The sequence below is a fragment of the Pseudomonas sp. XP1 genome (genome assembly GCF_053557675.1).
This window is the reverse complement of the sequence record NZ_JBNRIJ010000042.1, coordinates 2846-14389: the sequence shown is the minus strand read 5'-3', so window position 1 is coordinate 14389 and position 11544 is coordinate 2846. Positions and strand designations below refer to the sequence as shown.

The 11544-nt window shown below is 66.6% G+C and carries 13 protein-coding genes and 1 riboswitch; of the genes, 12 read left to right on the top strand and 1 reads right to left on the bottom strand.

Annotated features, from left to right (window positions below; translation table 11 throughout):
• The first annotated feature begins 17 nt into the window (after positions 1-17).
• A complete protein-coding gene (locus ACK1U9_RS23425; protein WP_449110214.1) occupies positions 18-224 on the top strand; it encodes a hypothetical protein in 207 nt (68 codons plus the stop codon).
• Positions 225-416: 192 nt separating this feature from the next.
• On the opposite strand, the gene ACK1U9_RS23420 is transcribed toward ACK1U9_RS23425, so the two are convergent.
• Entirely contained in the window at positions 417-995 is a 579-nt protein-coding gene (locus ACK1U9_RS23420) for a hypothetical protein (protein WP_108481925.1), read from the bottom strand.
• 167 nt (positions 996-1162) lie between these two features.
• A riboswitch (cobalamin riboswitch) is annotated at positions 1163-1382 on the top strand.
• A gap of 120 nt (positions 1383-1502) precedes the next feature.
• Between ACK1U9_RS23420 and cobO the strand changes: the two genes are divergently transcribed.
• The 11 genes from cobO to ACK1U9_RS23365 form a co-directional block, all read left to right on the top strand.
• Positions 1503-2114, top strand: a complete 612-nt coding sequence (cobO, locus tag ACK1U9_RS23415; protein ID WP_013971375.1) for a cob(I)yrinic acid a,c-diamide adenosyltransferase — start codon at positions 1503-1505, stop codon at positions 2112-2114.
• Positions 2111-3403 (top strand): cobyrinate a,c-diamide synthase, encoded by a 1293-nt coding sequence (locus tag ACK1U9_RS23410; protein ID WP_085602055.1) that lies wholly within the window; start codon positions 2111-2113, stop codon positions 3401-3403. The genes cobO and ACK1U9_RS23410 overlap by 4 nt, the downstream gene beginning before the upstream one ends.
• Complete coding sequence (gene bluB, locus ACK1U9_RS23405; protein ID WP_085602054.1) at positions 3400-4050, top strand: 5,6-dimethylbenzimidazole synthase; 651 nt, start codon at positions 3400-3402, stop codon at positions 4048-4050. The genes ACK1U9_RS23410 and bluB overlap by 4 nt, the downstream gene beginning before the upstream one ends.
• Positions 4047-4955: an adenosylcobinamide-phosphate synthase CbiB gene (cbiB, locus tag ACK1U9_RS23400; RefSeq protein ID WP_085593447.1), complete on the top strand. Its 909-nt coding sequence runs from the start codon at positions 4047-4049 to the stop codon at positions 4953-4955. The genes bluB and cbiB overlap by 4 nt, the downstream gene beginning before the upstream one ends.
• Positions 4948-5940, top strand: coding sequence for a threonine-phosphate decarboxylase CobD (cobD, locus tag ACK1U9_RS23395; RefSeq protein WP_046617180.1), 993 nt, complete (start codon positions 4948-4950; stop codon positions 5938-5940). The genes cbiB and cobD overlap by 8 nt, the downstream gene beginning before the upstream one ends.
• Positions 5937-7391: a cobyric acid synthase gene (locus ACK1U9_RS23390; RefSeq protein WP_108481924.1), complete on the top strand. Its 1455-nt coding sequence runs from the start codon at positions 5937-5939 to the stop codon at positions 7389-7391. The genes cobD and ACK1U9_RS23390 overlap by 4 nt, the downstream gene beginning before the upstream one ends.
• Before the next feature lies 1 nt (position 7392).
• Positions 7393-7914 (top strand): bifunctional adenosylcobinamide kinase/adenosylcobinamide-phosphate guanylyltransferase, encoded by a 522-nt coding sequence (cobU, locus tag ACK1U9_RS23385; protein WP_108481923.1) that lies wholly within the window; start codon positions 7393-7395, stop codon positions 7912-7914.
• Positions 7911-8966 carry a nicotinate-nucleotide--dimethylbenzimidazole phosphoribosyltransferase gene (gene cobT, locus ACK1U9_RS23380; RefSeq protein WP_085602051.1) on the top strand — a complete coding sequence of 352 codons (1056 nt, stop codon included), beginning with the start codon at positions 7911-7913 and terminating at the stop codon, positions 8964-8966. Before cobU ends, cobT begins: the two co-directional genes overlap by 4 nt.
• A complete protein-coding gene (locus tag ACK1U9_RS23375) occupies positions 8963-9529 on the top strand; it encodes a histidine phosphatase family protein (RefSeq protein ID WP_046617184.1) in 567 nt (188 codons plus the stop codon). The genes cobT and ACK1U9_RS23375 overlap by 4 nt, the downstream gene beginning before the upstream one ends.
• Before the next feature lies 1 nt (position 9530).
• Complete coding sequence (locus ACK1U9_RS23370; RefSeq protein ID WP_046617185.1) at positions 9531-10253, top strand: adenosylcobinamide-GDP ribazoletransferase; 723 nt, start codon at positions 9531-9533, stop codon at positions 10251-10253.
• 223 nt (positions 10254-10476) lie between these two features.
• Positions 10477-11544, top strand: a 1068-nt coding sequence (locus tag ACK1U9_RS23365) for a glycoside hydrolase family 5 protein (RefSeq protein ID WP_449110216.1), incomplete at its 3' end; no start/stop codon positions are given.

Here is an 11544-nt window from a genome sequence, read left to right as displayed (position 1 = left end):
GCGCTTGACGGGCATCCATGCCCGTCACCTCCCTCCGCAAGACCTCTGCTCGGCCTCCTGAAGTCGCGAAGATCAAGATCAAGAGCAAGAGCAAGAGCAAGAGCAAGAGCAAGAGCAAGAGCAAGAGCAAGAGCAAGAGCAAGAGCAAGAGCAAGAGCAAGAGCAAGTGCGAGAGCAAAAAACGTCAGAAACCGCAGCCGTGTAATACCAGTAATCGGGATTGACTCCTCATGATGGCTGTGCGTGGGGCACCTGCGGTGGCTCGCTTCACTACGACAGGAAACTTAAATGGGGCTCTGTGGGAGCGGGCGCGCCCGCGAACACCGGCGCAGCCGGTGCCAGCCACCGCGCTGGATTCTTCGCGGGCACGCCCGCTCCCACAGAAGCCACGTCGCCCGGCCCGAGCCGGAGTCGATTCAAGCCTGCTTGAGCAACAACGCCACCCCCGGGAAATACTGCCCCAGCTCGTTGTGCAACTTGCGATAGGCATACGGGAAGTACCAGGCGATGGCACAGGCGGTATGTTTCTGCAGATCGTCGACCAGGTCCTGCAGTTCCTCGGGGCTGGTATGCTGGCCAGCCTTCCACGGGCTGATGAACAGCGCCCCGGCCTTCAACTGGCTGGGGTAGGCCACCTGGCGCGCGAGGGCAGCGGTCTGCTGCAGGGCTTCGGCCATGTCCAGCCGGGCGATTTTTGGCCAGCGCTGGCTGACACTGAGGTACAGCGCTTCATCGGCACTGCTGATCGACAGATCGCAGCGCCCTTCGTGTTCGCCTTCGTCGCGCTGCTTCTTGCCGGCAAACTGCTGCAGCGCCGCCAGTTCAGCCTGCCACGCCGCTGCGGCAAGCAGCCCGGTATTGGCGGCGGCGCCATGCCAGTAAGGTGCTTCCGCATCGCCAGCAAACCGGTTGAAGCGGTCGATGCAGTCGCCCCAGCGCTCCAGCACCGGGGCGAGAAACTCCAGGCGCGGGTTGTTGATGATCTGGCCTCGCATGCTGCGCTCTCCTGTTATCGTTGTAATCGCGTTCAGCCGAAAATGATGGCTATGTGATATCACTGTCTCAAGTGTGGCACAACCAGGTGAATTGGCCATTACCCAGGCCGTGCCTGTTCGACTGCAAAGCGGCCTGCTTCGATTGACGCTCCCGGTGCAACCCTCTAACCTTCGCGCGTGTTTCAGGTGCCCTGCCAGCCCCGACTGGGCAGGGTGAAACTGGGAAGCCGGTGGGTGCCAGCATGGCGCGATTCCGGCGCTGCCCCCGCAACGGTAGGTGAGTCGCGGCCGCGCAGGGCCACTGGGTGTCAGCACCCGGGAAGGCGCGCAGGCTTGGGCCAAGACCCGCTCACAAGCCCGGAGACCGGCCTGATACTGCCAACGGCATCACGGAGGGTGATGCGCGGTGCACCGTGGCGTACGGCCACGGCCCCTGCGCGTTCTCCGTGTGCCCGCCTTTTACCTGTCGCCGCGCGTTGCCGTGGCGCCAGCCAGCGGAGAACCCTGATGAGCGAATCCACCGAACGCGACGAACGCCACCTGGCGCGCATGCAGCGCAAGAAGGCGATCATCGACGAACGCATCGCCAATTCCCCAAACGAATGCGGGCTGCTGCTGGTGCTGACCGGCAATGGCAAGGGCAAGAGCAGCTCGGCTTTCGGTATGCTCGCACGCGCCCTGGGCCATGGCATGCAGTGCGGTGTGGTGCAGTTCATCAAAGGCCGCAACAGCACCGGCGAGGAGCTGTTCTTCCGCCGCTTCCCCGAGCAGGTGCGCTACCACGTGATGGGCGAAGGCTTTACCTGGGAAACCCAGGACCGCCAGCGCGACATCGCTGCCGCCGAAGCTGCCTGGGCCGTGTCGCGCCAGTTGCTGCAAGACCCGAGCGTGCAGTTCGTGGTGCTCGATGAACTGAACATCGCCCTCAAGCACGGCTACCTCGACCTTGACCAGGTGCTGTCCGACATCCAGGCCCGCCCACCAATGCAGCATGTGATCGTCACTGGCCGTGCCGCGAAACCCGAGATGATCGAACTGGCCGACACCGTGACCGAGATGGGCATGCTCAAGCACGCGTTCCAGGCTGGCATCCGTGCACAGAAGGGCGTGGAACTGTGAGTCAGCGCCATTGCCCCGCCGTGCTGATCGCGGCACCGGCCTCTGGCCAGGGCAAGACCACCGTCACCGCCGCCCTGGCCCGCCTGCACCGCAACCTCGGGCGCAAGGTGCGGGTGTTCAAGTGCGGGCCCGACTTTCTCGACCCGATGATCCTCGAGCGGGCCAGCGGCGCGCCGGTGTACCAGCTCGACCTGTGGATGATCGGCGCCGAGGAAAGCCGCCGCCTGCTGTGGGAAGCCGCCGGCGAGGCCGACCTGATCCTGATCGAAGGGGTGATGGGGCTGTTCGACGGCACGCCGTCCAGCGCCGACCTGGCGCGCCACTTCGGGGTGCCGGTGCTGGCGGTGATCGACGGCACGGCCATGGCCCAGACATTCGGCGCCCTGGCCCTGGGCCTGGCACGTTACCAGGCTGACCTGCCGTTTGCCGGTGTGCTGGCCAACCGGGTGGGTAGCCTGCGCCACGCGCAACTGCTGGAAGGTAGCCTGACCGAGGGCCTGCGCTGGTACGGCGGCTTGTCCCGCGAGCGTGGTATAGAGCTGCCCAGCCGCCACCTGGGGCTGGTCCAGGCCAGTGAGCTGAACGACCTGGACATGCGCCTGGATGCCGCTGCCGAGGCGCTTGGCGCCAGTTGCGATGCTGCCTTGCCGCCGCCAGTGAGCTTTGCCGAACCCGAGCCGCAAGCCAGTACTGCCTCGTTGGCCGGTGTGCGCATTGGCGTGGCGCGGGACGAGGCCTTCGCCTTCACCTATGGCGCCAACCTCGACCTGCTGCGCAACCTGGGCGCACAGCTCGAGTTCTTCTCGCCGCTGCACGACCGCGAACTGCCGGCAGTGGACAGCCTGTATCTGCCGGGCGGTTATCCCGAGCTGCACCACCACGCCCTGGCCGCCAATGCGCCGATGAGCGAGGCTATACGCGCCCACCACGCCCAGGGCAAACCGTTGCTGGCCGAGTGCGGCGGCATGTTGTACCTGCTCGATGCCCTGACCGACGTGGCCGGCGAGCGTGCCGAACTGCTTGGCCTGCTGCCTGGCGAGGCAACCATGCAGAAGCGCCTGGCTGCCTTGGCCCTGCAGGCGGTGGAGCTGCCGGAAGGCACCTTGCGCGGGCACACCTATCACCATTCGCTGACCAATACCGCACTGCAGCCGATTGCGCGTGGCCTGAGCCCTAACGGCGGGCGTGGCAACGAAGCGGTTTACCGCCTGGGTCGGCTGACGGCGTCCTACGTGCACTTCTACTTCCCCTCCAACCCGGACGCGGCGGCGGCGCTATTGCGACCATGAGCGAACACGCCTACAGCGACGCCGAGCGCGCCGCGATCTACCGGGCCATCGGCGAACGCCGTGACATGCGCCATTTCGCCGGTGGCGAAGTGGCCCCGGAAGTGCTGGGCCGCCTGTTGGCTGCCGCGCACCAGGCGCCCAGCGTCGGGCTGATGCAGCCCTGGCGTTTCATCCGCATCACCCGGCGCGACCTGCGTGCGCGCATCCAGGCCTTGGTGGAAGCAGAGCGGGTGCTTACCGCCGAAGCTTTGGGCGAACGTTCCGACGCCTTCATGAAGCTGAAGGTGGAAGGCATCAACGACTGCGCCGAGCTGCTGGTGGCCGCCCTGATGGACAACCGCGAGCCGCATATCTTCGGCCGCCGCACCCTGCCGGAAATGGACCTGGCCTCGCTGGCCTGCGCCATCCAGAACCTGTGGCTGGCAGCCCGTGGCGAAGGCCTGGGCATGGGCTGGGTGTCGCTGTTCGACCCGCAGGCGCTGGCGACGCTGCTGGGCATGCCGACCGGGGCCAAGCCGGTCGCGGTGCTGTGCCTGGGGCCGGTGACCGAGTTCTACCCGGCACCGATGCTGGTGCTGGAAAACTGGGCCGAGGAACGGCCCTTGAGTGAAATGCTCTTTGAGAACCAATGGGGAGAGCGCCAATGAGCGTGGCCTTGCTGACCGTGGCAGGGGTGGCCCTGGATGCCCTGCTGGGCGAACCGCAGCGGCGCCACCCGCTGGTGGCCTTCGGCAACATGGCCGGTAACCTCGAGCGCCGCCTGAATGCCGGAGGGCGCGGCTGGCGCAGCCACGGGGTAAGCGCATGGTTCCTGGCCGTGGTGCCGCTTACCCTGGTGGCACTGATCCTGTCTTGGCTGCCGTACATCGGCTGGCTGGTCGACGTGCTGGCGCTGTACTGCGCCGTCGGGCTGCGCAGCCTGGGCGAGCACGTGTTGCCGGTGGCCAGTGCCTTGCGCCAGGGTGACCTGCAAGAAGCACGGCGCCGTGTGGGCTACCTGGTCAGCCGCGAAACCCGCGAACTGGACGAACCTGCGGTGGCCCGGGCGGCCACCGAATCGGTGCTGGAGAATGGCAGCGATGCGGTATTCGCCGCGCTGTTCTGGTTCGTGGTCGCAGGCGCGCCGGGCGTGGTGCTGTACCGCCTGAGCAACACCCTGGATGCCATGTGGGGCTATCGCAACGAGCGCTTCGAACGCTTCGGCTGGTGCGCGGCGCGCGTCGACGATGTGCTCAACTATATTCCTGCCAGGCTGGTGGCGTTGACCTACGCGCTGCTGGGCAAGACCCGCCTGGCCCTGGCCTGCTGGCGCAAGCAGGGCCCGCTGTGGGACAGCCCCAATGCCGGGCCGGTGATGGCCGCCGGTGCAGGTGCGTTAGGTGTGGAACTCGGTGGCCCGGCGGTGTACCACGGCGAACTGCATGAGCGGCCACGCCTGGGTGACGGGCCAATGGCCGACGCCGACGCCATCGAACGCGGTTGGGGCCTGGTGCAGCGCGGCGTATGGCTGTGGCTGCTGGTGATCTGCCTGGGGGCCTATATCAATGCTTGAACACGGAGGCCGCCTGCTGCGGGCGGTACGGCAATACGGCATCGCTCGCGAGCAGTGGCTCGACCTGTCCAGCGGCATTGCGCCATGGCCTTTCCCGATTCCACCGATTCCAATGGAGGCCTGGGCGCGCCTGCCGGAGACCGAGGACGGCCTGGAGGACGCCGCGCGTGCGTATTACGGCGCACGCCAATTGCTGGCAGTGGCCGGTTCCCAGGCCGCGATCCAGGCCTTGCCGCTGTTGCGCGCAGCCGGCCGGGTAGGGGTGTTGACACCTTGCTATGCCGAGCACCCATACGCCTGGCAACGGGCGGGGCATCAGTTGCTGGAGCTGGACGAAGCGCAGGTCGAGGCGACGCTCGACAGCCTCGACGTACTGGTGCTGGTCAACCCCAACAACCCCACCGGCCGCCGGGTGCCGCGTGAACGCCTGCTGGATTGGCACGCCCGCCTGGCCGCCCGCGGTGGCTGGCTGCTGGTCGACGAAGCGTTCATGGACAACACCCCGGCGCAAAGCGTGGTCGATTGTGCCGAGCGCCCGGGGCTGATAGTGCTGCGCTCGTTCGGCAAGTTCTTCGGCCTGGCTGGCGTGCGCCTGGGGTTCGTTGCCGCCGAACGCAGCCTGCTGCTGCACCTGGCCGAGTTGCTTGGGCCGTGGACCGTCAATGGCCCGACCCGAGTGCTGGCCCAGGCCAGCCTGGCCGACCACGACGCTCAGCGTGTGCAGGTCGAACGCTGCGCTGCAGCCAGCCGGCGGCTGGCGGTGCTGTTGCGTAGCGCCGGCCTGGCGCCCAGCGGCGGTTGCGACCTGTTCCAGTACGTCCGCAGCGAGCAGGCTGCGCAACTGCATGACTTTCTCGCCCGCCACGGCATCCTGGTGCGGCTGTTCGAGCACCCGCCGGCAATACGCCTGGGGCTGCCAGCCTGTGCGGCCGACGAACAGCGCCTGGCCCAGGCCCTGGCGGCCTATCAGAAGGAAATGGCATGACCACCCTCATGGTGCAAGGCACCACCTCCGACGCCGGCAAAAGCACGCTGGTGACCGCGCTGTGCCGCTGGCTGTTGCGCCAGGGCGTTGGCGTGGTGCCGTTCAAGCCGCAGAACATGGCGCTGAACAGCGCGGTGACCGCCGACGGCGGTGAAATCGGCCGGGCCCAGGCAGTGCAGGCCCAGGCCTGCCGCCTGCAACCGCATACCGACATGAACCCGGTGCTGCTCAAGCCCAACAGCGATACCGGCGCCCAGGTGATCATCCATGGCCGCGCCGTCACCAGCATGAACGCGGTGGCCTACCACGACTACAAGGCTATCGCCATGCAGGCGGTGCTGGCTTCGCACCAGCGCCTGAATGCTGCCTGGCCGGTGGTCATGGTCGAAGGTGCGGGCTCGCCAGCGGAGATCAACCTGCGTGCCGGGGACATTGCCAACATGGGCTTTGCCGAAGCGGTGGACTGCCCGGTGATCCTGGTTGCCGACATCAATCGTGGTGGTGTTTTCGCCCATCTGGTCGGCACTCTGGAACTGCTGTCGCCCAGTGAGCAGGCGCGGGTAAAGGGCTTTGTCATCAACCGCTTCCGCGGCGACATCGCCTTGCTGCAGCCGGGGCTGGACTGGCTGGAGCAGCGCACCGGCAAGCCGGTACTGGGCGTGCTGCCGTATGTTAACGACCTGCATCTGGAAGCCGAAGACGGCATCGACGCACGCCAGGGGGCAAAGGCCGAGCGCGTGCTCAAGGTGATCGTCCCGGTGCTGCCGCGTATCAGCAACCATACCGACTTCGACCCACTGCGCCTGCACCCCCAGGTGGACCTGCAGTTCATTGGCCCGGGCCAGCCGATACCGGCCGCCGACCTGATCATCCTGCCCGGGTCCAAGAGTGTGCGCGGCGACCTGGCGCAACTGCGTGAGCGTGGTTGGGACAAGGCCATCGACCGGCACCTGCGCTATGGCGGCAAGCTGATCGGGATCTGCGGTGGCCTGCAGATGCTGGGCCGCGAAGTGCATGACCCGCTTGGTCTCGAAGGGGTCGCCGGCTCCAGTCCGGGGCTTGGCCTGCTCGATTACGCCACGGTGCTCGAAGCCGAGAAGCAACTACGCAACGTTGCCGGCACGCTGAACCTGGAAGCAGCCCCGGTTGCCGGTTATGAAATTCATGCCGGCGTCACCACCGGGCCTGCCCTGGAGCAGCCAGCCGTGCAACTTGCCGATGGCCGTTGCGATGGTGCTGTCAGCGCCGATGGCCAGATACTTGCCACCTACCTGCACGGCCTGTTCGAAGGCAGCCAGTCGTGCGCGGCGCTGCTGCGCTGGGCTGGGCTGGATGATGTGCAGGCCGTCGATTACCAGGCCCTGCGCGAACGCGATATCGAGCGCCTGGCCGACCTGGTGGAAAAGCACCTGGACACCGCGCGCCTGCGCCAGCTCTGTGGGGTGGCCTGACATGCTCAACCTGATCCTCGGCGGCGCCCGCTCGGGCAAGAGCCGCCTGGCCGAACAGTTGGCCAGCGCCAGTGGCCTGCCGGTGACCTACATCGCCACCAGCCAGCCGCTGGATGGTGAAATGAACGAACGCGTGCTGCTGCACCGCCAGCGTCGCCCCGATGACTGGGGGTTGATCGAAGAACCTCTGGCCCTGGCCGCGGCACTGCGCGCCGAAGCGGCCGAAGGGCGCTGCCTTCTGGTGGATTGCCTGACCCTGTGGCTGACCAACCTGCTGATGCTCGAAGACGACCAGCGCCTGGCCGAGGAGCGCGATGCGCTGCTGGCCTGCCTGGAACAGTTGCCGGGCACGGTCATTCTGGTCAGTAACGAAACCGGCCTGGGCGTCGTGCCCATGGGCGAGCTGACCCGGCGCTATGTCGACCTGGCTGGCTGGCTGCACCAGGCCGTGGCCGAACGCTGTCAGCGTGTGGTGCTGACCGTGGCCGGCCTGCCCCTAATGCTCAAAGGACCTGCACTATGACCCAAGCCTGGTGGCGTGACGCCTGCCAACCCCTCGACAACGCCGCCATGGACCAGGCCCGCGCCCGTCAGCAGCAGCTGACCAAACCTGCCGGTTCGCTCGGCCAGCTTGAAGGTTTGGCCATACAACTGGCCGGCCTGCAGGGGTGTGAAAGGCCGACCTTGGATCACGCCGCAATCAGCATCTTTGCCGGTGACCACGGTGTGGTCGAGGAAGGTATTTCGGCCTACCCGCAAGCGGTGACCGGGCAGATGTTGCGCAACTTCGTCGGTGGTGGCGCGGCCATCAGCGTGCTGGCGCGCCAGCTGCAGGCAAGCCTGGAAGTGGTCGACCTGGGCACCATCGACCCGCACCTGGAACTGCCTGGCGTGCGCCATCTGCGCCTGGGTGCCGGTACCGCCAACTTCGCCCGCCAGCCAGCGATGACCGGGGGGCAGCTGCAGGCCGCCCTGCAGGCTGGCCGCGATAGTGCCCTGCGCGCCGCCGAACAGGGCGCGCAGCTGTTCATCGGTGGCGAGATGGGTATTGGCAACACCACGGCTGCCGCTGCCCTGGCCAGCGTCTTGCTGGGTTGCCCGCCGGCTGAGTTGAGTGGCCCGGGTACCGGCCTGGACCACGCCGGGGTGCGGCACAAGGCCGAGGTCATCGAACGGGCGCTGAGCCTGCATGGCCTGAACGCCAACGATCCATTGCAGGCACTGGGCTGTGTCGGTGGTTTCGAGATCGCGGCCCTTGCCGGTGCCTACATTGGTTGTGCGCAGGCGGGTGTCGCGGTGCTGGTGGACGGCTTCATTTGCAGCGTCGCCGCGCTGCTGGCGGTGCGCCTCAACCCGCAGTGCCGGGCTTGGCTGCTGTTCGCCCACCAAGGCGCAGAGCCTGGGCACAAAGCTGTGCTCGACGCGTTGCAGGCCGAGCCGTTGCTGGCCCTGGGCCTGCGTCTGGGCGAGGGCAGTGGGGCTGCCCTGGCCGTACCGCTGTTGCGCCTGGCCTGTGCGTTGCATGGGCAGATGGCGACCTTCGCCGAGGCTGCAGTGGCGGACCGCCCGGCATGATCCTCGACTTGCTGCGCCATGGCGAAACGGAACAGGGCGGCTTGCGTGGCAGCCTTGATGATGCCTTGACCGACAAGGGCTGGGCGCAGATGCGTGGCGCCGTGGCCGAGGCCGGGCCTTGGGAGGTGTTGGTCAGTTCTCCGCTGCAGCGCTGCGCACGTTTTGCCGAGGAGCTGGGCGAGCGGCTGAACCTGCCGGTACAGCGCGAAGCGGCGTTGCAGGAGCTGCATTTTGGCGACTGGGAGGGCCGTAGCGCGGCGCAGATCATGGAAGACCAGGCGGACGCGCTGGGGCGCTTCTGGGCGGACCCTTACGCGTTTACACCGCCCAATGGCGAGCCGGTCGAGGCGTTCGCCGAGCGTGTACTGGCGGCTGTCGAGCGCCTGAGCCGTCAGCATGCTGGCAAGCGTGTGCTGCTGGTCACCCATGGCGGCGTGATGCGGCTGTTACTGGCCCGTGCTCGTGGCTTGCCCAGGGCACAGTTGCTGCAGGTCGAAGTCGGCCACGCTGCGCTGATGCGATTGGTGTCGGGTGACGACGGCCAGTTGGTCGAGGGGCGCTGAAATGTTGCCGTTGTGGATTGCCTTGCAGTTTCTCAGCAGCCTGCCGGTGAGTCTGCCGGGCATGCCGGCGCCGCGTGAGGTGGGGCGCTCGCTGCTCTGCTACCCGCTGGTCGGGTTGCTGTTCGGCCTGTTGCTGTGGCTGGCCAGCCACCTGCTGCAGGGCACACCGACGCCGCTGCACGCGGCCCTGCTGCTGACGTTGTGGGTGTTGCTCAGTGGCGCGTTGCATCTGGATGGCCTGGCGGACAGCGCCGACGCCTGGCTGGGTGGTTTCGGTGACCGCGAACGCACCCTGCTGATCATGAAGGACCCGCGTAGCGGGCCGATTGCCGTGGTTACGCTGGTGCTGGTGCTGTTGCTGAAGTTCTGCGCGTTGTGGGTGCTGGTCGAGCAGGGCACTGGTGCGCAGTTGCTACTGGCACCGTTGATCGGGCGGGCGGCGATGCTTGGGTTGTTCCTGAGTACGCCTTATGTACGGCAGGGTGGTTTGGGGCAAGCGCTGGCCGAGCACCTGCCCCGGCATGCGGCCGGCTGGGTGCTGCTGGGCTGTGTGCTTTTTTGTCTGGTCCTGGGCGGGTGGGTCGTGGTGCTGGCGTTGGCGGTGTTTGCCTGGTTGCGACAACTGATGTGCCGGCGCCTGGGCGGGACTACCGGCGATACCGCTGGTGCAATGCTGGAGTTGCTCGAACTGGCCGTGGTGCTGGGGTTGGCGTTGGGCCTCTGAGCCTTGCTCCTGCAAGTAACCGCGCAAGCAGGATGTTTCTGTAGGGCGTTTCTGAGCCTAACGTGTCGGTAAATTCCTGAAAAAATCAGCAAGAACCGGCATCTTTTCACTGGCGTATGCTTGCCCCTCCCGCAAACTGTCGAGGAGTGTCGGCACCATGCGTCATGTCATTCTCGCTGCGTTTTTGTTGGCGATGGGGTCTGCTGCCATGGCAGCCGATCTCATGGCTTTCTGGAACACCCCCCGCCACGGTGGCAACAGCTTCAACCGGCTGCCGCCTGATCAAGCCTACTTCGACGCCTTGAGCGGTTATGGCGCAACCTGGGTGCGGCTGTCCTACGACAAATGGCAGCCGGCGGAACGCGACTTCCTCCTCGGCGATGCCGACGCCTTTCAAGGCCTGTCTGCGGCCGACCTGGCCACGCTGCGAGCCACCCTCGATCGCGCCCATCAGGCCGGCCTCAAGGTGGTCATCGCACCGCTCTCGCTACCCGGCATGCGCTGGTCGCAAAACAACCAGGGCCAGTTCGACGACCGCCTTTGGCAGGACAAACGCTACTGGTTGCAGGCTGCGGCCTTCTGGCGGGATCTGGCCCGTGAGCTGAAAGATCACCCGGCTATCGCCGCCTACAACCTGGTCAACGAGCCCGCCCCGGAGAAGCAAGGTGGCCTGGCCGAGCATGCCGACCCAGGGCAAATGCAGCAGTGGTATGCACGGCGGCAGGGCAGTGCGCGTGATCTGCCAGCCCTGTATCGGCAGTTGATAGCGGCCATTCGTGAGGAGGACGCGGATACGCCGGTCATGCTCGATGCCGGCTGGTTCGCCGCCGCCGACGCCTTCGGTTACTGGCCGGCACCTCTGGAAGACCAGCGGGTGCTGTACAGCGTGCACATGTACGAGCCCTATCTGGTGACCAGTGCACCGAACATGACGCGCAAGCAGCCCATCGCCTATCCCGGCCCGGCACCGTTCGCGGGGCAGACGCAGCAGTGGGGTGGCCAGCGTGTGGCGCAATACCTGCGCCATCCGCTGGACTGGGCCGCGGCCATGAACGTGCCCCGCTCGCGATTGGTGGTGGGCGAGTTCGGCTGTATGCGCAGGCTGCCGGGCTGCCGGCAATACCTGGAAGACGTGCTCAGCGTGCTGGATCGCCACCGGTTGCACTGGGCCTTCTACAGCTTCCGAGAAGATAACTGGGACGGCATGGACTACGAACTGGGCTCGGCCAAGGTGCCGTGGCGCTACTGGCAGGCAATCGAGCAGGGCGCTCCAGACCCGCTGGCACGCAAG